Here is a 23267-nt window from a genome sequence, read left to right as displayed (position 1 = left end):
GTTATCAATTACAAGCATTAAATATATGATATCACAAAGAATAAGAGCATGATTAATGCATGCTCTTACTCCTCTACTTCTTGTCGGTTTCTCCAATCTCTGATGACCTCAATCCACTCGTCAACGGTCTTCGCATCCTTTACGTCATACTCTCCGATTTTTGTTCTTCGCAGTGCTGACATATAGGCTCCGACACCTAGAGCTTCTCCAAAATCTCTCACAAAACTTCTTACATAAGTTCCTTTAGAGCAAACCATTCTGAATTGAATTTTTGGAAAATCAATAGCAGTGATTTCCAATTCTTTTATTTCAATTTCACGAGGGTCAATCTTCACTTCCTTTCCTTTTCGAGCATGTTTATAAACTCTCACACCATCTACTTTAATCGCAGAGTGCATTGGCGGAACTTGCATGATCTTCCCTGTAAATTGAGGCAATAGATCGTAAATATTTTCTTCAGTGATATGACTGAAATCTACTTCATTTTCAACTTCAGTTTCCAAATCAACAGAAGGTGTAGTGGCGCCAATGACCATTTCGCCTTCGTATTCTTTAATTTGACCCTGAATCTGATCTATTGTCTTTGTTTTTTTTCCTGTACACAATATCAAAAGCCCTGTAGCCAAAGGATCCAAAGTACCTGCATGCCCTACTTTCTTCACCTTCATTTCCCAGCGTAACTTTTTCACTACACCAAAGGAAGTCCATTCCAATGGCTTATCCACCAATACAGTTTCTCCTGCTACAAAATCAAAATCCTGCATACTGTTTGTTTATATCTTAATTAAGTAAAGAATAGACGATAGCAATTGTTCCTACACTTGCACACCAAATAGAGAAGTACATCAATTTTGACTTCTTCACTAATGAAATCATCCATGTACAAGCAACCATTCCTGTAAAAAAGGCAGCTACAAAACCAACAGTCATTGGAACTACCTCAAAAGTAGATGAAAATGCTCCGTCTAATATATCTTTCGCAATTTTACCAAAAATCAAAGGTACTACCATCAAGAATGAAAAACGGGCAGATTTCTCTCTGTCAATTCCTAATAAAACTGACGTAGAAATCGTTGCACCTGATCTTGAAATACCTGGTAAAATGGCAATGGCTTGGGCAATACCAATAATAATCGCCTCTTTATAACCTACACTTTTGTTGGTATTTTTTGCCTTATCGGCTAGTATTAATAATACAGCGGTTACAATTAACATGCACCCTACTAGCAATACTGCACCTCCAAAAAGTTGTTCGATTTGATCGTTTAGAAATACACCTACAAAGGCAGCTGGAATCATTGAAAGAATGATCTTTAAAGAAAATTGTGTTTGCTCATTCCATTTAAATTGGAATAACCCTTTTAAGATCTCTAAAATTTCTTTCCTAAAAATAACCACTGTAGACAATGCTGTCGCAAAGTGAAGTACAACAGTCATCATCATACTTTCTTCTGCAACACTAGTATCCCCTAGTATTACCTTGGCAAGCTCTAAGTGACCACTACTACTTACGGGTAGGAATTCCGTTAGACCTTGGATAATACCAAGAACAATGGCTTCAAAAATATTCATTGATAATTTAAATTAATATGGTTTGTTAGCTAATTTATTCTGAAACGTCTTTGGATTTTGAGTTGACTAGAATGGCATAAAAGTTCAAACCAAAACCGCTCATTACGATGATTGGCCCTACTGTTAAACCTAAAACACCGAATCCCATTGGTGCTGATTCCAATGACATTACAAAAAAGCCTAAGGCAATTAACAGGATACCGATAAGCATCCACATGTAATTTTTCTTTCCAAATGCTAAGTGTTCTTTATTATTGCTCATGAATTTTGTGATTTCAATTTGTGTATAATCCACAAAGTTAATAGTTCAGTCAAATTATTTACTATTTCATAAATAGTATATTAAAAAATTACGCGGTTTGTCAGATAGTTTAATATTCATTTAGTTTAAACCTTCTGAAAATGGTGCCGGTTCTATCAATACTACCTTCTCTTTATCCACAACGACCAAACCTGCAGGATCTCCTTTTCTTTTTCTGACAAACTTTTTTGGTGTATAAATCACCGGACAAAGTGTATCCGTCTTTCTTTGTGAATAATAAGCGGCTAGAGAAGCTGCTTTTTCAATCACATTGACAGGAAAAGTAGGTTGTTTAGACTTCCATTTTACCACAACATGTGACCCTGCCACATCTCTGGCGTGTAACCAAAGATCTCTTTTATGGGCATACCTCTGCGTTAAAAGATCATTATTCACTGCATTTTTACCCACCCAAATTTCAAATCCTTTGTATTCAAATTTTCTGAATGGAAAAATAGGTTCATTCTTCTGCAACTTCTGTAAAGAATGAGCTTTAATGTACTTTCTGATTTCTCGAACCATTTCAAATTGACCAAGAGCATCACGGTGTACCTTCAGTTCCTCCATTTCATCTTCCTTCTGCTGAATATTAGCTTCTAGATTTTTGACTTCCAGCTTCTGATTTTTTGCTTTACGGTAATAGGTTTCCGCATTTTTTTGAGGAGTATGAAGTTCATTCAATTTAATTTTAATGTCTTCCTCATTGTAAAAATCAAATAATGTAATCTTCTTCGTTCGGGGTGGAATATTATGAAGATTAGCCATAATAATGTTGGCTATTTCCTCAAATCGAGCACTCTCTGTCAATTCCTCATACCTTGCATAATGCTTTTTCAAATAGCTTTTTGACTGTTTCAGTCTCTTGTCTATTTCTTTGATAAGAGGACCCTTTTCTCTTTCAACAAAAAATCGCTTCGAAAATCGGTAGTAAAACTCATTGGCTGCTTCTATGGGATGAGCAGACTCCAATAACGTTTTAGCATCTTCCAGCTGAAATAATAAAAACTGAACTTGTTCGTCTTTTTCTTCCACATAATAGTGTGGTGACTCCAGCTTTTTGACTAAATCAGAAAGTCTTGTCCATTGTTCGTCAGGAGAGACATCATTAAAACCTTGAGATTCTAAATAGGCATTAGCTTCACGACCTAAAGTAGGGAAAGTAGCTTTTATTCCTCCTTCAAAGAAAGCCTCTTTAGACTGATCAATAGTTCTATCCAAGGCATTAATCTCCATATTTTGATCTTCGATATGCCTTTTCTGAAAAATGGAATGTACCTCACCTTCATGAATCAAGAGTATGTTGGATCTATTGCCATACATTTTGAACAAAATCCCCCAATCGTTTGTCATTTTTACCAAAAAGGCTCTTTCATTATGATATTGGATAATATCTTCCACCTCTTGATCAATAGCATCCTTAAAAAGGTCTATGCTATTTACTTTTTTTCTTTGATAGTCTAATGGAAAAGTAAGTAAGTTGAAATTAGGTATCAGCGATGCTCTGATCCACTGTTCTTGTACACCTTTGTAAAAACCAATCATCAATTCGTCCTTACTTTGGCTAAAACAAGCGCCAAGGGTCATCCCTACTAATCTTTCTTTTAATGCCTGACTCAGCTGTCTGAGGAAATAATAATTATTGAACATCTCTGTAGTATTAACAATAGCCTGTCTCTTCAAAAGGCCATGTATTTATGTTTAGATTCTTCTCTTTTAAATTTTCAATACAAAAAAACGCATATAAATGATATAAAAAAAGCCCCAAGAACGATGCTTGAGGCTTAAAAGGTTAATTTTTAATGCTTAAGGTCTTTGATAAATCTTTTCACTATTTCTATATCCTGATTTTGATTTAAACCAATCAGAATAAGTATTTCCACTTGATTCTGCCCAACTCTTAAAATGATTATAAGCATTCGACACTTCAACTCCTTCATAAGGATAATAGAATTTTTCCGCGACTACATTAATTGCCCATGGATGATTAGCGGATGTTTTGTAGTAAATACTAGCCTCTGGATCTGTTACATCATCATACGTTTCAAAGAAATCAGCATTTGCCAATTGTGTAGGTGGTTGATTTGGCATATGAACCTCTCTTCCCCTATCTTGATCTACAAAAATAAATGGATTCGGGAAGTTCGTAAATGCCGTGTTATGCACTTGGCCAATGTTCATATCCATGGTAATTGTAAACTGATGCGGTGTAACATAATTGCCAGATTGTTTCACATTTACTAAAACATCACTTGACGACATTAAAGAGTAGGCGTCTTCGAAAAAGATGACTGTAGCTTTTGTATTACCGACTTCAGTTCCGTTAGATCCTACATTCACTACGCCTTTATCTAATATTTGCCCTGAAATAGAATTGACTGTAGTGGCATTAAATGGAAACTCTATTCCAAAACCATTGTGATAAAATCCACCTATTGCATACAATTCACTTTGCATCACAATATCTTTAATATAGTAACTTGTGTTGACTACTTTCTTGTAGTTCACTCCAATGACTACATCATTAAAGTCATAATCTCCTTTCTCAGGCCACATATCTTCAAAACCATACGTAGAATAGTTGGTTCTGTTGTTGATATAAACATTATATGCTCGTTCTGGGTCATCAGGATATTCCTCTTCATGATCATATGCACCATCTCCATCTGAATCTTCAGCTTCAGAAATGTCACCAATATCTCCCGTATCAATGGCATTAAATGGATTACTGGTCAAGTAGAAAATACAATCGTTGAAATCGTTATCTCCGCTAGGTCTTGTGATATCTTCAAAACCAAGTAAGATTATTTCCCTATCCACATCCTTTAGAGCAACCATATGTTGTCTAAAACCTTCTGCTGATACAGTATTTAATTGATAGTTACTGAATTTAACATCATTTCTATAAAACGCTTGAGAGGAGCTACTTTGCCATCCATTCGGTATCAATACCCAACCAATTGAAGTATTGGGAGCAAAAGTACCTAAATGAATTTTATGGCCTGTTTCTAACTGACCACCTGAATACAAGAAAGAAACATTTGGAAAGACGACTTTGATACTATCAATGTCATCCGTTGTTTGAGGAGGTGAACCTGTTGTATAGGTATAATACGCCAAAGAGTTTCTCCAGCCAGCACCTTCATGCACAAAAGTGATCCAAATATCACATGAGTCCGTGACTCTACTATCATAATTCACGTCCACAAGGTAGTCGGGATTGTACGTAGGTACAGGTCTTCTTTCTGGTAATGAAGCATCGATATCATCTAATAAGGCTTGTGGAACCGTATCAGGGTCAGTTAAATAATTAGGTAAACCTTGAGCGTTCCATCCTCCATACGTATCGTAAAGCGACCCACTGTAATTCATTCTTGCAGATGAATTTGCTACATCTTCAATAGTATTATCATAAATCGATGATTCGTTTACGACTAAGCGGTTTAAACCTGGCTGTACATCAAACTCGTAAAATTGAGGTACCCCTATCTTATTTACTTTGATGTATACTTTTTTCAACCCTTTATTTAGATTGTAAGTTGAAGTGAAAGACTCAGATCCTTTTATGGCTACCTCACTAATAAGTTCGCCCTCTTCAAATGAATTCGAAGTGTAAATTTCTATAGGCAAGTTGGAATCAGTGTATTCTTGTTCAACTGAGAACAGGAAATTTGCGTTTGTAGAATAGTCAAAGGATGGGTCTACTTGGATTGATTCAAATCCTTCCTCAGAAGAAGGAACATTTTGAGTTGTTTCATTTTCTTTCTGACATGAAGCACATAAGAAAGTAAATGATAAAATGAGAAAGAGTAATTTTTTCATGATTGGATGGTTAACAAAACTATAACCAATATAACTTCTTCTTTTCAAGAAAAGTTCAACATTAACAATAATATTTTTTCAATTAAACTTTTCGGATATTTCATTGAATTATTCAATAGTGTTTTTGGTTTTGTTAAGTTCTGGTTGACCTGCATCTATCCAGCAAGTATACCAGAAAGACGCAATTCTTTGAACGGCAAGTTGCATTCTATTTTCAACCATTCCACCTAATTGATCATGATAAGCTTTTGCATACTCCTCTGAAGCCTGTATTTCAAGCCTCCTTCCTCTTCTTTTAATTGTCATGCCTGAGCTTGACGGCAATTGTTTAACGATTACCCGCTCATCCTTCAACACTTTATCAACCAAAGCATGGGATTCTCGCATGATTTGCCATACCGTTTCTTTGATATCTTCAATATAATAAGGTTCTAAACCCGAAAATGAATAGTAATTTCCAAAGTGTTCAGGTAAAGTCGATTCCCAAAATGAATGTATACCTATCTGTCCTGTCAATTGTCCATTATAATTTTCGGTGGTATGCAACGGAACATGAAGATCTGCTAAATAATGTCCCACCTCACTGGAATACTTAATAATCAGTTTCTCATTTCTGTCCTCAAAAGCTTTTCTTAACATGTAGTAATAACGGATAAGATTCCATGGAGCTTCACCATTTTCTATCAAATGTTTTTCACCATAAATCAGCAAAGCTTCGTCATAAGTCATTGTTTTTAATAGTATTGAATCAGAATAGTGCTCAATATCAATATAATGCTTACCTCCTTCTCGTTCCAATAAACCTCTTCTCTGATCAGGTCTTACGGCTCCTTTTTTAATTTCTGAAAGTTGACTTTTGTAGAAAGGAAATAATTCTTGTGGAAGTATTAACACTGCCTCAGTGTTGATTGTCACATGGGCATAAAATCCCCAGAATAGGATAGAAATAGTTTGTAATAGCATCGTCGTTAAGTCTTTGTTTTCAACCAATTTCGACATAATGAATCGATTAAACAAGCTCTGTAAATATGACAAAATCAATGATTTTTCATTTTTGTTTAACTATTTAATATTTTTATTAAACAAAATTTTGATAATAAATTTTTAACCTCTATTATTGTTTAAACAAATCACCAAATCGTTAAACACAATATCATGACAGCAGTAGAATTTAATAATCACATACAGTTTTTGATACCTTCATTGGAACCCTTTGCAATGAAGCTGACAAAAGATCACTCCAACGCAAAAGACCTAATCCAAGAAACAATGTTGAAGGCATTTTCAAACAAAGAAAAATTTACTACGGGCTCAAATTTGAAAGCTTGGGTATTCACCATCATGAAAAATACTTTCTTAACAGATTATCAAAAAACATCAAGAAGAAAGACTTTCATCGACACTACTGATAATTTACACTTCATCAACAGCACTAATATTGAACAAAAGAATGCTGCCTACAGTAACTTTGCTATGGATGACATTCAAACAGCAATAGAAGATTTAGAGGAAATTTATAAAAGACCTTTCGTAATGTATTTCAGAGGTTTTAAATATCACGAGATTTCAGAACGCTTAAACATTCCAATCGGAACCGTAAAAAATAGAATATTTTTAGCTAGAAAAGAGTTAAAACAGATTTTAAAGGTTTACGAGCTGTAGTCATTGAATTAAATTTTAAGAATACACTAAATCATAATTAAGTAAAACCACTCTTTCATTGATTCATTATTTAAATTTATAAATTTGCATCATGTTAAAAGAAGCGTTTTACAACTTAGGCATACATGCTTACTCTGGAGCAATGAGTGCAGTTGCCTTATTTAACCCCAAAGCAAAATTGTTTGTTGAGGGTCGAAAAAATTTAATTCAAAAGATAAAGAATGATTTCTCAGATAACACAAAAGCTGTTGCTTGGTTTCATTGTGCGTCTTTAGGAGAATTTGAACAAGGAAGACCTGTCATTGAAGCATTCAAGCAACAGTTTCCACATTACACTATCGTTTTGACCTTTTATTCACCAAGTGGATATGAGGTACAAAAGAATTATGAATATGCAGATTATGTATATTATCTACCCATTGATTCTAAATCCAATACTTCTAGCTTTGTAAAATACATTCAGCCGAAAATTGCTTTTTTTGTAAAATACGAATTTTGGCATAATTACTTAAAGGAACTGAAAAAGGTAAATGCTCAAATTATTTCCTTTTCCACAATATTCAGAGCAAACCAAGCATTCTTTAAAAATAAAGGAGGTTTTCAACAAAACATGTTGAAACAATTCGATTACTTCTTCACTCAAGACCAGAACTCCTATGACCTATTATCTTCTATCAATATCAACAACAAAATGATAGCTGGGGACACTAGGTTTGATAGAGTGGCTGCTATTTGTCAGAAGCCAAGAGTAGATCAAATTGCAGAAACTTTCAGTAAAGATTCATTTACTGTAGTAGTGGGTAGTAGCTGGCCCAGGGATATTCAAGCACTTCAAAAAACAGCTAACACACTCAGCGGAATAAAGTGGATTGTGGCTCCACATGAGATTACTGACAAAAAAATTAATGAGATATTTAATACTTTTTCTTCAAAAAAAGGCATAACTTACTCAAATAGTACATCTGATAACATAAAAGATAAAAATCTACTCATCATAGATAACGTAGGCTTATTATCTTCGTTATATCAGTATGCGGATGTTGCATACATTGGGGGAGCTTTTGGAGAAGGCCTTCATAACATACTTGAACCAGCTACATTTGGAATACCAGTAGTTTTCGGTAAAGAATACTCTAAATTTAATGAAGCAGTACAACTTGTTGAAAGACAAGGTGCTTTTAATCTTCAAAATGAAGAAGAATGCTTTAATAAAATGAAACAATTATTTGATGATAAACACTACCGCTTAAAGACTGGTAATATTACAAAAAAGTATGTAGAAGAAAACTTAGGAAGCACAGAGAAAATCATAGATTTTTGTAAAGGAGTCTTGTAAAAAATTCAATAAAATAAGGTACTTTTGCACTCTAAGTCGAATTCGTTTTTAATTAAAATATTTTATTTTATCTTCTTTATCACTCAATGGCAAAAAAGAAAAGTACATCAAAAAAGAAAAAACAAGTAGAGAAAGTTGAAGTTGTAAAGCTTCAAGGCTTAATCACAAAATCAACTGGTCTCTGGTACACTGTTATTGATTGTGATACAAAAAAGAGCTTTCAAGGTCGCTTGAGAGGCAAATTGAAATTAAAAGGAATGAAATTGACAAACCCCATTGCTGTGGGAGATTTTGTAGAATATTCCATAGAAGATGAGATTGAAAATACTGTAATTATTCATGATATTCTTCCTAGAAAAAATGTCATACTAAGACAGTCCACTAGAAAGAAGTACCATGGACATGCAATTGCAGCTAATATAGATCAAGCTATTTTAATTGCCACTCTTGCATTACCTAAAACTTCTTTAGGATTTATAGATCGTTTTTTAGTTGCTGCTGAATCATATAACGTACCAACTTATATTGCTTTTAATAAGGATGATTTGTTAGATGATGAAAGCAGAGCTTACTTGGACGAACTAAAAGAGATGTATGAAGCTTTAGGATACAAATGCTTGAGAATATCTGCTTTAGAGAATAGCAACCTAGAAGAGATCAAATCCATTATCAAAGACAAAACCTCTCTTCTTGTTGGTCATTCGGGTGTAGGTAAGTCAACCCTTCTTAACAAATTGGCATCAAATGTGCATCAAAAAACGGATGAGGTGTCGCTTTTTGCAAATAAGGGGAAGCACACCACTACTTTTGCTGAGATGTTTGAATTGAAAGACCACAATGGTCATTTAATTGATACTCCAGGTATAAAGGAATTAGGAATTATGGGAATCGAAGAAAATGAATTAGGTCATTTTTTCCCAGAAATCCGAGATGTGATGCACGACTGCAAATATAACAACTGCACCCATACACATGAACCACATTGTAGGGTGCTAGAACTAGTAGATGAAGGAATTATAGCCCCCTCTAGGTATCTTAGTTACATAAGTATGTTAGAGGGAGATGATAACAGAAAATAATACTAAAATGTGATCTATTATCTTGAGTTTACAAAGATAATACCTGTTGAAACTATACAAATTATGAGAGAAATACTCGTTGAAAAGATTATCACTCCAGAATCGACTCTTATCGAATTCTTGATTTATGACAGACAAAAAAAGTCTTTACAAGTAGCTTATAAGCGAGGAAGACATGCGGGCGAAAGTAGAATTTACAAAAACTTTCCTGCGGATTCATTTGACATGATTATTACAGCACCCTCAAAAGGGAAAGCTCTTTTAAGAGAACTTAAAAGATATAAGAAGGAAGAAAACGCTTTCTTTGGTTTCTTCAAAAAAATATTCAATCCAAACAAAAAAGTACCTTACTAGACAATCAACTTCCAACTACAACTTTAGCCCAAGAATTGTAATATCATCAATTTGTTCTGCTTTACCCCTCCATCTTAAATAATAATCATTAAGCCACTCTTTTTGTTCACTTAATGATTCAATATCTGACAGACCACTTAATAAATCCCTAAATTTAGATATACCAATCCTTTTTTCTTTACTATTAAATTGGTCATAATAACCGTTTGAAGTAAGGTATAGGAGCGTATTTGGCTTAAATTTCATTGTATGAACTTGAAATCCCTTTGCTTTTACATGCATAGGCTCATCTCCTATTGCCCTTCTAGTACCTTTTACTTCAAATAATTGACTGTCTTCTATATAAAATAAAGGTCTTTTCGCTCCAGAAAATTCAACATTAATATCGGCACCATTTTTCACTACCCGTAACACTACTAAGTCCATACCAATCATAGTAGGATCTTTCTCCGCAATTTGACACAGTTTTATATCGAGTTGCTCTAATATATCATTTGTTTTCACTTTTCGATCATTAACGACTTCATTCAGTAAATCTAACCCAATAATCGATTGGATTACACCAGGAATACCATGACCAATGGAATCACCTACAACATAATAAGAAACCGCTCCGTTTTCATCTTCAAAAGTTTTTTCCCAATAAAAATCACCAGATACTGTTTCTTTTGGAATGAATAAAATAAATGAATCTTGAATATGTCTATTTATTTTTTCTAAAGAAGGTAAAACTACAGACTGAAGTGAGTTGGCATATAACAATTGTTCCTCTACTTCCTTCTGTCTTTTCTCTAATACACTATTAAGGTTCATGAATTTAGAGACTTGCTTTTTTAGTATTAACTCACGGTTTGAAAGGATTTTATTTTTTTGTTTTACTTCCTCTGTTCTTTCGCTTACGAGCTTTTCAAGAATTTCTTTATCATGTTGATTTTTCTCATCATAGAGTTTAAAAACAATAAATATACCTCCAAATAAAACCGAAAAAGCACCTAATATACCATACCAAGTACGATACCATCGTTCTGAAACTACAAAATAAAAACGGGCAGGTTCACTCCAATGATACTCCCCAGTTTGTTTTGCCATTAATTCTAATGTATACTTACCAGTCTCAAGTCCCGATACAATAAACTTATTAGACCATCCTAAGTTCTTCCATTCACCTTGATTGTATCTGATCTTATACTGAATCAAATTACCTGGGTAAGATAAACTTGCAAACTGAAATTCTATGTAAGAGGATTTCGCTATTTCAGGTTTATCTAGTTGATTGAAATCGAAATTAGAGTTTTTAATCGATGTAAAGATTGGTGTGGGAGTCGATTGTATACTTACTAATTTTTTAGAAACACCAATACCAGCGGCTGTACCTACCCAAATTTCATCATTTTCACTTAAAAGAATACCCCTGTAGGTCATTGTTTTGGTAGGCAAACCAGAAATCTCATCAAACACTAGATAATCTTTCCAATCCTCAACCCTTACAAGCCCATTTGAATTGGTAAGCCAAAAAACATTGTTATTCCTATGATCTTGAACAACTCCTTTTACCGCTCCTAATTTTAGATTGGGTATTTTACAATCCACTAAAGAGTCTTCAGAGAACTTCGCCAATCCAAAGTTAGTAGCGAGATAAAAATCATCGCCTGCTTTTAAAAAATCGTTAATTCCAATGGCTACATTTCTTGTGATCGCTACAGGTTTACTTAGGTTTTCAAACTTTTGAAACTTGGTATTGAATTTATAAAAATAAGACTCATCACTGTTTCCTCCAAGGTAAAGTTGGTCATCTAGAATTTTAATGGTGTTAATCTTCCCTTCCACCCCTTTACTTCTATCATAAGAAGAAGGATATTTCATCCGATGAAGGTTATACAAACCACTATGATCCTGTAAATACCATAGACCAAATTTTGGAGAATAAACTACATCATAGATTGCTCCTCCATTTTCTGAACACTCTATTCTCCTTAAAAAATCACCTTTAATTGAATAAACGAGAAAATCACCTAAGTTCGTAGTAAACCAATATTCATCTTCGATTCTAATCATCCTTAAAACTATTCCAAACTCACTCGGAATAGTCCATTGGTCTAATAACTGATTAGTCTGACTATCACAAAAATAAACCGTACTACCGTCTGTAAAGATAACCTTATCTTGGTCTTCAATAATTGATTGAATATAACCGTTTGTATATTTTTTATAGGGAGAACTAAAATATTGTTCTTTCAAATATAATGCTCCATTATCTGTTGATAACCAAATATTCTGAGAGTCATCCACAAAGACAGAAGAAATCACCTTCCGCTTAATGAAGTCCATTTTCTCTAACTTATAGTCATCTTTTAGAATTTGTACTTTGTACACTCCATCACTCCACGTACCTGCAATCCATTCTTTATCATTATATTTTGTGATACAAGAAGCATAAATAGGGAGTATAAGCTTCTTTGATAAAATTTCGGTTCCATTTTTATTTAAAATAACTTCTACTACTCCAGACTGAGTGGCTACGATTATTTTCCCCTTAAAGAAAAAGGCATCATTAACCCTCTCATTGGTTGTCAAAAGTGGCACTTCATCAAAAGTATCTTTACGAGAATTGTATTTATACAAGTAGCCTGCTTCCGAAAAAGCATATATCCCAAGTACCGGATCTTCTAATATTGCAAATGAACGCTGAAAATTTGTAGGTAAATCTCTCTCTGAAAATTGATATCTATTGATAAGTTTCAAATCAGGGTCAAACTTATAAATAGCATGATTATCACTCACCCAAACTTTTTTATCGCTACATTCAAAGATTGATTTTGGGTACCACATTAATGTATCAGAAGCATAGTTATCCCCCTTGATAATAATATTAAACGTAGGGTGATTTGGAAGAGCATTCACCCGTACCAAGCCTAGATCAGTAGTTGCAAGTGTCTTTCCTGTAGAAGTAGTAAAGACGCTTTTCACATATCTGCTGGGTAACTCTTCTTTGAATTGAGTGAAGTTGGTACCATCAAATCGAATGAGGCCATCATCAGTTGCCAGCCACATGAATCCAAGACTATCAGCACATACTCCCTTCACTAGACTATTTTGTAATCCATTCAGTTCATTGTAAATAACTTTTTGCCATTGAGCGTAGGTAATATGAGAATACATCAAACTACTCAGCAAAGTTAACAGAGAGATACGCCATATAAGCAACAGCCTTTGTTTTGAAGATTTTATAATTTTTATTTTTTGGGTCAAAATTAAAAGTTCGCTAATTTTCTAATTGGTATTTCGTTAGAATTTACGTAAATGATTGATGAATTCACAATAAATTTTACAGAAAGTTATTTTTTATTTTCAGATCGTCATCTCATGAAAATAAAATATTAAAAATGCAACATTGATTTTCATGAATAACCTCATTTATTTTGTAGAACATTTTAAGACAAGCGTAAAGACAGCAATCCGTTAAAATCCATTAATCTGTATTGATGTAGCTCAATTATCTTAATTTTCTTTTAAAGTATTTAGAATTACATAATTTATTGATATACAAATAGATATTAAATATTCAATCAAACTTTGTGTGCAATTTTAGATAACTTTTATTAATTTATAGGAGTGATATAAATTCCAGTTTACTCGTGCATTTTTAGCCGTTTCGATGCACTATAACTTTTCTAATATAATGATGACATATAAATTTATCTTGAACGATGATTTCCTTGAAAAGTACAAAAATACTAAACCTCCCTTCGGCTTCAACGGTCTTGGAGAATTAGTATACATGCGTACTTATTCCCGCTTAAAGGACGACGGAACAAACGAAGTTTGGTGGGAAACTGTACGACGCGTCGTTGAAGGTACTTATACGATCCAGAAGAATCACATCTTAAAATACCAATTAGGATGGGACGACAACAAAGCTCAGCTTTCTGCTCAAGAGATGTTTGACCGTATGTTTAACATGAAGTTTTTACCTCCTGGTCGTGGTCTTTGGGCAATGGGTTCTGAATTAACAACAAAGAGAAACCTCTTCGCAGCTTTAAATAACTGTTCTTTCGTAAGTACAGAAACAATGGCTTCGGACCCTACAAAACCTTTTGAGTTCTTAATGGACATGTCAATGTTGGGTGTTGGTGTTGGATTCGATACTAAAGGTGCTGGAACTGTCAGTATTTACCAACCTAATAAGGAAGATAAGGTTACTTATGTAATTCCTGACAGTAGAGAAGGCTGGGTAAACAGTACTGGAATGTTGTTAGACTCTTTCTTCCATAAAGGTAGAGTGAGTGTAGAATTTGATTATTCAAAAATTAGAGAAGCAGGTTTACCAATCAAAGGTTTTGGTGGTATTGCATCGGGTGCCGGTCCTTTATTAAAATTACACGATCAAATTCGTGCAATGTTTGAAGGTAGAGATGAAGATGCTACTATCACTGTTACTGATATTGTAGACATCATGAATATGATCGGTTGTTGTGTCGTTGCGGGTAACGTGAGACGTTCTGCTGAAATTGTATTTGGTGATGCCGATGATGATGAATACTTAAAATTAAAAGACTACCGCTGGAACCCTGAAACCCAACAAATGGAAGGTTCTTCAGCACATCGTTCTGAGTATGGTTGGTCTTCAAACAACTCAGTATTCTCACATGTAGGAATGGATTACAAGAAAGTTGCTGCTCAATCTGCTGTCAACGGAGAACCTGGCTACATCTGGTTAGATAACATGCGTAAATTTGGACGTATGGGTGATGCTCCTGACAACAAAGACAATAGAGCAATGGGAACAAACCCTTGTGCAGAGCAAACACTTGAGTCTTATGAGCTTTGCTGTTTAGTAGAAACATTCCCTACTAGAGCAACAAATAAAGAAGATTACTTAAGAACATTAAAGTTCGCGTATTTATATGCCAAAACGGTAACGTTGACAAATACGCACTGGCCTGAAACGAACAGAGTATTATTAAGAAACAGAAGAATTGGTACTTCTATGTCTGGTATTGCTCAGTTTGTTGAGAACCAAGGGTTAGACACATTCAGAGATTGGTGTGATGATGGATACAACACAATTCAAAACTGGGATAGAATTTATTCTGAGTGGTTGTGTGTAACTCCTTCAGTGAAAACAACTTCAGTAAAACCTTCAGGTACAGTATCACTTTTACCAGGTGTAACACCAGGTATGCACTACCCTGAAAGCAACCACTATATTCGTCGTATCCGTTTATCGAAGAAATCGCCATTAATTGAGAAATGTATCGCTGCCAACTATCATGTTGAACCAAGCGTATCAGAATCAGACACTATGGTTGTTTCTATTCCGGTAAGTATCGACAACGTAAGAACAGTCAACCAAGTAGGAATTTGGGAGCAAGTACACTTAGCTGCTTTCTTACAGAAATACTGGGCAGATAACCAAGTTTCTGTGACAGTGACATTCAAGAAAGACGAGGCCAGCCAAATTGAGCCTATCTTGAACTACTTCCAGTATCACTTGAAATCAATTAGTTTCTTACCAAAATTGGAGTTAGGAAATACTGTTTATCCTCAAATGCCTTATGAAGAAATTTCTAAAGACAAGTATGAGGAATTAGCAAAACATATCAAGCCTCTTAACTTTAATGATTTAGGACAAGGACAAGATGTTGAAGCGGAGAAATTCTGTGATGGCGACCACTGCCAACTTTAATTTCGCACTTCATTAGAAATAGTTAGAGCACCTTTTATATTTATAAAGGGTGCTCTATTCTTTTAAAATTATAAATAGGCACCTTATTGACTATTTTATGAAGCAATTCATAACAATAAATGCCCATCACTCCCGCACTTGCGTCAGCCACAAAATCCCAAACGTCGCCTTCTCTTGCATCCAAGAGTACCCCCTGAAGTATCTCTGTCAACATTCCCCATGAAAAAATAATAATTAGAACAGTGGTCACAATTGGTTTTCGTTCATTGTTGAAAAATTTTCCTCCACAAAGAGAAAACATGAGAGAAGCGGTGAGAATTCCAAAGATTCCAAAATGCCCAATTTTATCTCCGTAAGGTAAATTAAGTAAAAAGCTATCACCATCCACTGGACTTACAGTCAGTAATAACTTGATAGTCATCAGAAACCATAAGAATGATGGAAGTAACCATAAAAGTTTTTTCTTAAACTCGTTCTTGTTTTCTATTTTCGCCATAAGTAATTAATGTTTTTCAAGCACAAAAATATGCGTTCATTCTCATTATCATTTTATATTGTCATTTTTTTATGTTCTTTTTTCGCTAATGTGAGTACAGCACAGAGTAAAAAGAAATTGAAAGGAAAAGATGAAGTCATCCATATTACAAGTTCTTATGGAGAAATTGTTCTTATTTTATCTGACAAAACGCCAGACCACAAGAAAAACTTCATTCACCTTGCCAAAGATGGTTTTTATAATGGTACCACATTTCATAGAGTACTAAAAGACTTTATGATTCAAGGTGGAGACCCTAATACCCGACCTAATGGAGATTCAACTCGAATTGGAATTGGTAACCCAGGATACACCATAAATAGCGAATTTGACTCTACTTTAGTTCACAATTACGGAATGATAGGTGCTGCACGCCAAAATGATGAAATCAACCCCAATAAATCTTCAAGTGGATCACAATTCTATATCGTCCAAGCCAAAGCAGGAGCACACCATTTAGATGGCGAGTATACAGTGTTCGGAATGGTAGTAAAAGGTATGGATGTTGTCGAAAAAATCTCCGATTTAGAAATTAACCGTGAAGGTAAACCGTTAAAAAGAGTAGAAATAAATATAAAAGTTGTTAAAGAAAAAAGGAAGAATCTTCAGAAAATGTACGATTTGAGCCAATTTTAAGTGATAATGTAAAAAAAACACGAATTATAAAGATTCAGTAACAAGTTTTAGGTTAATGAGATTATTTTTTATCCGAAAACTAATTAAATTTGCCAATGTCTGAATTGGATCTAGATTATAAAGTTTTGCATTGACTTTATTATTTAGTATAGTTCAATTTGGACTTAGTATTTAGTTCGCAGCAAGATTACAACAAACTCTTTGTAGAAAAATGACAAAAACAAAAATACTTACTTTGTTAATGGTGCCAGTTGTAGTATATTTAGGCTACACGTTATTTCATAGCGTATTCGACACTATTGAGTTAAGTGAGCAGATTAAGAAGTCCGAAGCTCGTGTGATCAAACAATTAAAAATGATCCGTGATGCGGAGACAGCTTATTTATCGAGATACAAGCAATATACTGCTTCTTGGGATACGTTAGCGATGTTCATCGATAGTGACACTATTTATAACGTACAAAAGAGAGAAATTATCCAAGCTCGTAAGAAAAACGATCCATTATACTACACTCGTACAGATTCAGTACGTATTGAGTATGATACAATCGGAGCAACTCAAGTAAGAGAAAAGATTTTCCCTGTTGAGGAGTATGGTAATTTTGACGCATCGAAGTTAAAATATATCGCCGGTAAAGACGGTAAAGAATTTGAACTTTCTGCAGATAAAGTTAAAAAAGGTAATGCGATGGTTTCTTACATTCAATGTGTGGACAAGTTCCCATTAGATAAGCAACGTAAAGAATCTAACGCTTCACCAACAAGAAGACTTCTTAAGTTTGGTTCACTAAGTGAAGCAACTACTGCAGGTAACTGGGAATAATATTGGAAGATCTGCTATTAGAATCAGTCAGATACTCCGTACATTCAAACAGCTTTGATGTGGCTCGGCTAGCTGAATACAGCTTGCATTTGAGAATACATCAAAGCTGTCTTGTTATAGGAGTATACGACCCTGAAAACAACGAGTGTTTAGCTCTTGAATCTTATTCATACGAGACGGCAATGAATACCACTGCCTTAATCGTAAATCTGCATAATATAGTGCAGAAACACCCTTTCCTTAATGCCGCATTTTGGAAAAGAGTACACATTATCTCCGCTCTGTCATCTTTTGCATTTGTGCCTGATGATATTGCCGATGAAGAAACTGAACAGAATATTTTAAAACTGTCTTCAAAGTTTAGTAGTAAAAAAGACAAAGTCTTTAAGAACGCTACAAATTTTGGAGCAACCATTGTTTACGCACTTCCTTCTGAATTAGAAGAGTGGCTCAATGAAATGTACAGTAATTCTAGCATTACTTACAATCACTATGTAAATAGCTTTGTTCAAGAAGTTAGTGAAATAACAGATAGCATTCATTGTTATATTGATACAGACACTATTTGCATTATCAAAACCAATGAAGGCAACACCCTCTCTTTTGCAAATACTTTTAAGTATAAAACAGCTCAAGACATGTTATATTTCATTCTTTTTGTTGTTGATGAATTAGGTTTATCACCCAAAGAGACGGAATTATACATCTGGGGTGAATTAAGTAATAATGCAGAAGAGATTAACACCTTAAGAAAATTCATAGGCAAAGTAACTTTTGGAAATAAGCCAAAAGATGTGCTATATGCTTATCAATTTGATCAAGAGCCTCATCAACATGCTGCCGTTGATATTATAGGCAATATGAAATTATATAAATGAAAAGAATTGCTTTTTTTCCAGGCACTTTTGATCCTTTCACAAAAGGACATGAAGATATTGCTCTAAGAGGAGCACAATTGTTTGACGAAATTGTCATCGGAATCGGTCATAACACAAAGAAAAAACGTTTTTTCCCTGCTGAAAAAATGAAAGAATTGATCGAAGACTATTTTAAAGATAATCCAAGTATAAGAGTCATTTTATATCAAGATCTCACAGCAAAAGTAGCTAAAGATCTTGGAGCCTGCGTTTTATTAAGAGGCCTTAGAAATACCACTGACTTCGAATACGAAAACAGTATTGCCCAAGCAAACAGATATGTAAACGGCATTGATACTGTATTCATTTACACTTCACCAGAGTTTTCTCACCTCAGTTCATCTATTATCCGTGAACTACATAAATTTGGTCATAGTGTGAGTGAGTTTGTTCCATTCAAATTAGAATCGGAATATTAATTTTTTTGATGCATTTTTGCATTCGGCTAAATTGCCAAACCTATCGAAAGATAGACTTAAAGATATATAGATATGGGATGTCAATCGTGTGCAACGGGAGCATGTGGGGTACCAACGGGATGTGGCAGTAATGGCGACTGTAGTTCTGGCGGCTGTAGTAAATTGAATTCTTTCGATTGGCTAGGCGACATGGATCTCCCCTCATCGCAACGTTTTAATATAGTAGAAATAAAATTCAAGGGTGGTAGAAAAGGTTATTTTAAAAATCACCTTCACCTTGAATTATATACAGGTGATCCAGTAGTTGTCGATACGGGCAATGGACACCATATTGGTCATGTAAGTTTACAAGGAGACTTAGTAAGATTACAATTGATCAAAAAAGGGATTAATGAAGAAGAGGATGAATTATTAAACATTCTCCGCCACGCCACTCCTAAAGATTTGGAGAAATTGGCAATGGTAAAAAATAGAGAAATTCCTACTTTATACCGTACTAGGGAAATCATTCAAGACATGGAGTTACAAATGAAACTCTCTGATGTTGATTTCCAAGCGGACAATTCTAAGGCTACATTCTACTACTCTGCAGACGACAGAGTAGACTTCCGACAGCTGATTAAAGTATTGGCCAGCGAATTCAAAATTCGTGTGGAAATGCGTCAAATCAGTTTGAGACAGGAAGCGAGTAGACTTGGTGGTATTGGTTCTTGCGGTAGAGAATTATGTTGTTCAACATGGCTGACTGAATTCAAAAGTGTCTCTACTTCTGCTGCTCGTTATCAAAACCTTTCTTTAAACCCAAGTAAGTTATCTGGTCAGTGTGGGCGTTTGAAATGCTGTCTGAACTATGAGCTAGAAACTTATATTGATGCTTTAGTGGACATTCCTTTACTGGATAAAAACTTAAAGACACAGAAGGGTGAAGCAGTTCTTCAGAAGGTAGATATTTTCCGCAAGAGAATGTGGTTTAGTTTCCAAGGAGAAACAACATGGCATGCGATCTCTACCAAAAGGGTTCATGAAATCTCAAAAATGAATGAGAGAGGAAAGTTCCCTGAAACATTGGAAGAAAATACAATTGACAAGACTGCTGTAATGCAGGAACAGAAATTAAGTTCTGTACTTGAAAAACAGCCTGTTCCTCAGAAAAAGAACAAAGGAAAGCGTAAGCAGGACCAAAATAAACAGACTCCTGACAATAAAAAAGGCCAACAGCCAAATGAACGTCAGAAAAATCAGTCTCGTAAAAAACAAAATAACGGACCTGCTAAGAAAAGAGGTAACTTCCAGAATAGACAAAAAGGAAACAATGCTGAGCAAAAGCAAAATGATGGCAAAAAGTCTAATAATGCTCATAAACAGCAACAGCAGAAGTCTAAAAAAGAAGGAGGCAATAACAAAAAACCTCAAAGAGGTAATTTCAGAGGAAAACGTAGAAGACCTAACAATACAAATGAGTAATCCTACTAAAATAGTTTTACCTTTCTTGGGTGTAATCTTATCATTATTCTTTACTTCTTGTGACTCTCAAATGGTGCATGAGGAGTTTGTGGATTATGAAAATGAATCTTGGAATGTAGATTCTTTAGCATCGTTTAATTTTGATGTAGAAGATCTCAATACTGAGTACAATTTGATTACCTACATTAGAAATACCAATGATTATCCATTCCAGAATATTTACATCAAATATTCACTAGTTGAGCATGGCACACTTGATGAAGTTGACACTTTAATTGCTGAAACAATGAAAGATTGTCAATTATTCAAAATGAAAACAGGTGAACCGTTCGGTAAGGTTGAAAAATCTATTGGTAATTCAAGTACAGGGGCTATTTACAACCACCCTGTTATATTGAAAAAGAATTTCAAATTCTCAAAGGAAGGAAATTATACTTTTCAAATCTCACATTTTATGCGACCGGATGATTTAAACGGTATAATTGGTGTGGGCTACCGATTGGAGAAAGCAGAGAAAAATTAAGTTTTTCTAAAAATAAAAAATAAGGAGATCCGGTATTTTAAAATACTAGATCTCCTTTTTTAATGCATTAATAGTGTGAGTAATTTAAAAATTCTCCTCTTCCTTATTGCTCATATTGAGAAGAATCAAACATGTCTTTATACTTGTCTTGTCTTCTTAATACGTGCTCAATCGATTCAGTTACAATTTCCCCCATATTCTCACACTTCAAGAACCTTGAACTCTGGTAATGTTCGGAAAGGTCTTGCCTCAAGGACATCACATTCTCTCTAGGAGCGATTACATCCTTACGCATTGTTCTTAAAATATCCTTTGCTCTGTGACGGAAACCCATTACTCTACTGGCAATCATAAAACGTTCCTCGGCTTGGTACTGTCTTACAGATTCCCAAGAAATTTTACCCATCATGAGCTTTAAAATGGCGTTGTTCTGACGATAGAATTGTGGCATATAAATATTTCTTCTTCCTTCATAACTCTGCTGGTCAAAGTCAATAGGTCTGATTCTGTAGTTGATCTCATCAAAATCTGGTACCATTAGAACTACCCAGTTTGAAGAGTGCATATCTCCTAGAAGCTGTACAAAACATCTTTCATTGAATTTCACAAACTCCTTTGTCAAACGCGTTTTATTTTGGTGACCATCTTCCAAGTAACTATTAATAAATGTATCACCTGGAATACCCGGAATGTGCTCCTCAATTAGCGTCTGTTCTGTCACGAGATAACTCACCTTATTCGGTGATAAAATATCTTCTAATTCTAAACCATAAATCCTTGAAGCATCGGCCACTTTGATATAGAAGTAGTCAAAGTTATCGTTGATTCGGTTTACAATTCTTACTCTAAATGGCTTGGTATTACCGTAAGTACACATATCTACCCTATCCACGAAAAGGTGTTCCATGACCGTCAGGTTACCATCGGCTCTCAAAGATGCATAAAGTTTTTTAAGCGTTTTATACAATTCTTCCATATCATCCTGTGGATAAAATACAGTAATCCACAAAGTATCCTCACCTTGTGAGTCATAAAGTGGAATTGCATTATTAAAACGCGTTAGATCTTCATACTTGATATTTACTGGAGAGATCCTATCGTACTGATCTAAAAAATATTCTAACGGTTCTGTAACCGGATAAGGTAATTTTTTCTTACTAATTAAAGCCATATTATCGTTCTTCTAACCGATACCAAAAGCACAACCTTCTTTTGATAATTCTTGAAATGGATTCTGAGTAAATTTAACGAAGTACTCCAATATATTTGCTGTATTTTATTGTTTTGTGATGACTATCTCCAAAAAACTTTCTTTCAAGCACTCATTCATAACTTTTTAAGAATTTCAATCACAAAAAGTTGAGGATTCATGAAAAGAAAAGAGTTGTGAGTTCCAAGAGTTAACTGCATCTTTGCAAGACAGAAAAAACTCATTTATATGTCAAAAATTGCTTACGATATTGTAGATATGCCAGAGGCGGAATACAGAGCACACCCTGCCCTTGCAAATACCGATTTGAAAAATGCTCAAATGCACCTTTTAAAACAACCTCCTTTTACTCCTAAAAAAGCTTTAAGAGAAGGTACATATTTACACACCGCAATTTTAGAACCCGAAAAATGGGTGGATATGCAAAAAAAGCTAACGGCTCCGCAAGCCAATAAAATTGGAAGAATAGCCGCTACTGCTAGAAACTATCCTCTTTTGAATAAGTTGCTTTCGCATCCTGATGTATTAATTGAAAAATGTATTTTTTGGAAAGACCCTCTTACCGGTTTAGAATGTAAAGCAAAACCCGACCTTTTTATTGAAGGTGAAGTGGTATTGGATCTTAAGACTACTTCTAGAAATATGCGTCAGGCGTTTGAAAAGCAGGTTTTACAAAAAGATTTTGACAGACAGATTTCATTTTACAATATTCCAATTCAAGCTCCAATTGCAAGAGTGATTGGTGTGAGTAAAACTTCTAAAGGAAGACTTTTCAGACTGGAATGGAATAAAGAAGATGAGTACTTGGTGCACGGCAGAAAAAAGGCTGAGGTGTTACTGAAGAAAATTGCAGATGATGCTACACTTCATGAAACGGCACTTTCGCTAAGAAAATAACTCAATAAAAACCTCTCACCGTAAAAAACTACGA

General features: G+C 34.6%; 21 protein-coding genes. 12 read left to right on the top strand and 9 right to left on the bottom strand.

All coding sequences use genetic code 11. The annotated features are described in order from the left end of the window. Nucleotides 1-65: 65 nt before the first annotated feature. The 6 genes from truB to PL77_RS11900 all read right to left on the bottom strand — a co-directional run bounded on the left by truB (nt 66) and on the right by PL77_RS11900 (nt 6691). Nucleotides 66-764, bottom strand: a complete 699-nt coding sequence (gene truB / locus PL77_RS11925) for a tRNA pseudouridine(55) synthase TruB (protein ID WP_044205327.1) — start codon at nt 762-764, stop codon at nt 66-68. A 16-nt stretch (nt 765-780) separates the two neighbouring features. Beyond that, nucleotides 781-1572, bottom strand: coding sequence for an undecaprenyl-diphosphate phosphatase (locus tag PL77_RS11920; RefSeq protein ID WP_044205325.1), 792 nt, complete (start codon nt 1570-1572; stop codon nt 781-783). Between the two features lie 34 nt (nt 1573-1606). Beyond that, a complete protein-coding gene (locus tag PL77_RS11915) occupies nt 1607-1834 on the bottom strand; it encodes a DUF3098 domain-containing protein (RefSeq protein ID WP_044205478.1) in 228 nt (75 codons plus the stop codon). Nucleotides 1835-1954: 120 nt separating this feature from the next. Next, nucleotides 1955-3553, bottom strand: coding sequence for an NFACT RNA binding domain-containing protein (locus PL77_RS11910; RefSeq protein WP_156152339.1), 1599 nt, complete (start codon nt 3551-3553; stop codon nt 1955-1957). Between the two features lie 123 nt (nt 3554-3676). Beyond that, nucleotides 3677-5692, bottom strand: coding sequence for an LruC domain-containing protein (locus PL77_RS11905; protein ID WP_044205322.1), 2016 nt, complete (start codon nt 5690-5692; stop codon nt 3677-3679). 108 nt (nt 5693-5800) lie between these two features. Beyond that, a complete protein-coding gene (locus PL77_RS11900) occupies nt 5801-6691 on the bottom strand; it encodes a zinc dependent phospholipase C family protein (protein WP_052444345.1) in 891 nt (296 codons plus the stop codon). 156 nt (nt 6692-6847) lie between these two features. Here PL77_RS11900 and PL77_RS11895 point away from each other — a divergent pair, with 156 nt between their 5' ends. The 4 genes from PL77_RS11895 to PL77_RS11880 all read left to right on the top strand — a co-directional run bounded on the left by PL77_RS11895 (nt 6848) and on the right by PL77_RS11880 (nt 10123). Further along, a complete protein-coding gene (locus PL77_RS11895) occupies nt 6848-7354 on the top strand; it encodes an RNA polymerase sigma factor (protein ID WP_044205320.1) in 507 nt (168 codons plus the stop codon). 91 nt (nt 7355-7445) lie between these two features. Further along, on the top strand, nt 7446-8690 hold the full coding sequence (locus tag PL77_RS11890; RefSeq protein ID WP_044205318.1) for a 3-deoxy-D-manno-octulosonic acid transferase: 1245 nt from the start codon (nt 7446-7448) through the stop codon (nt 8688-8690). Between the two features lie 86 nt (nt 8691-8776). Next, entirely contained in the window at nt 8777-9769 is a 993-nt protein-coding gene (gene rsgA / locus PL77_RS11885) for a ribosome small subunit-dependent GTPase A (protein WP_044205316.1), read from the top strand. A 63-nt stretch (nt 9770-9832) separates the two neighbouring features. Then, nucleotides 9833-10123 carry a KTSC domain-containing protein gene (locus PL77_RS11880; RefSeq protein ID WP_044205314.1) on the top strand — a complete coding sequence of 97 codons (291 nt, stop codon included), beginning with the start codon at nt 9833-9835 and terminating at the stop codon, nt 10121-10123. Nucleotides 10124-10138: 15 nt separating this feature from the next. On the opposite strand, the gene PL77_RS11875 is transcribed toward PL77_RS11880, so the two are convergent. Then, on the bottom strand, nt 10139-13282 hold the full coding sequence (locus PL77_RS11875) for a SpoIIE family protein phosphatase (protein WP_044205313.1): 3144 nt from the start codon (nt 13280-13282) through the stop codon (nt 10139-10141). A 520-nt stretch (nt 13283-13802) separates the two neighbouring features. On the opposite strand from PL77_RS11875, the gene PL77_RS11870 reads away from it, so the two are divergent. Further along, on the top strand, nt 13803-15809 hold the full coding sequence (locus tag PL77_RS11870) for a hypothetical protein (protein ID WP_044205311.1): 2007 nt from the start codon (nt 13803-13805) through the stop codon (nt 15807-15809). Nucleotides 15810-15849: 40 nt separating this feature from the next. Here the strand turns inward: PL77_RS11870 and PL77_RS11865 are convergent, their stop codons facing one another. Next, nucleotides 15850-16305, bottom strand: coding sequence for a VanZ family protein (locus PL77_RS11865; RefSeq protein ID WP_044205309.1), 456 nt, complete (start codon nt 16303-16305; stop codon nt 15850-15852). Nucleotides 16306-16335: 30 nt separating this feature from the next. Here PL77_RS11865 and PL77_RS11860 point away from each other — a divergent pair, with 30 nt between their 5' ends. The 6 genes from PL77_RS11860 to PL77_RS11835 all read left to right on the top strand — a co-directional run bounded on the left by PL77_RS11860 (nt 16336) and on the right by PL77_RS11835 (nt 21126). Next, nucleotides 16336-16980, top strand: a complete 645-nt coding sequence (locus PL77_RS11860) for a peptidylprolyl isomerase (protein WP_172665840.1) — start codon at nt 16336-16338, stop codon at nt 16978-16980. A 211-nt stretch (nt 16981-17191) separates the two neighbouring features. Further along, entirely contained in the window at nt 17192-17803 is a 612-nt protein-coding gene (locus PL77_RS11855) for a hypothetical protein (protein WP_156152338.1), read from the top strand. Nucleotides 17804-17862: 59 nt separating this feature from the next. Next, entirely contained in the window at nt 17863-18681 is an 819-nt protein-coding gene (locus PL77_RS30480) for a DUF3822 family protein (RefSeq protein WP_172665839.1), read from the top strand. Continuing rightward, nucleotides 18678-19139 (top strand): pantetheine-phosphate adenylyltransferase, encoded by a 462-nt coding sequence (coaD, locus tag PL77_RS11845; protein ID WP_044205306.1) that lies wholly within the window; start codon nt 18678-18680, stop codon nt 19137-19139. Before PL77_RS30480 ends, coaD begins: the two co-directional genes overlap by 4 nt. A gap of 72 nt (nt 19140-19211) precedes the next feature. Continuing rightward, nucleotides 19212-20603, top strand: coding sequence for a regulatory iron-sulfur-containing complex subunit RicT (gene ricT / locus PL77_RS11840; RefSeq protein ID WP_082026505.1), 1392 nt, complete (start codon nt 19212-19214; stop codon nt 20601-20603). After that, complete coding sequence (locus PL77_RS11835; RefSeq protein ID WP_044205302.1) at nt 20596-21126, top strand: gliding motility lipoprotein GldH; 531 nt, start codon at nt 20596-20598, stop codon at nt 21124-21126. Before ricT ends, PL77_RS11835 begins: the two co-directional genes overlap by 8 nt. Before the next feature lie 103 nt (nt 21127-21229). On the opposite strand, the gene PL77_RS11830 is transcribed toward PL77_RS11835, so the two are convergent. Continuing rightward, nucleotides 21230-22297, bottom strand: coding sequence for a hypothetical protein (locus tag PL77_RS11830; protein WP_044205299.1), 1068 nt, complete (start codon nt 22295-22297; stop codon nt 21230-21232). Between the two features lie 267 nt (nt 22298-22564). On the opposite strand from PL77_RS11830, the gene PL77_RS11825 reads away from it, so the two are divergent. Further along, complete coding sequence (locus PL77_RS11825) at nt 22565-23233, top strand: PD-(D/E)XK nuclease-like domain-containing protein (protein ID WP_044205297.1); 669 nt, start codon at nt 22565-22567, stop codon at nt 23231-23233. The last annotated feature ends 34 nt before the right edge of the window (nt 23234-23267 follow it).

Origin of the sequence: Flammeovirga sp. OC4 (assembly GCF_000812565.1) — a bacterium.
Lineage (GTDB): Bacteria > Bacteroidota > Bacteroidia > Cytophagales > Flammeovirgaceae > Flammeovirga.
The sequence above is the reverse complement of the archived record's forward strand: the minus strand, read 5'-3'. Positions and strand labels throughout refer to the sequence as shown.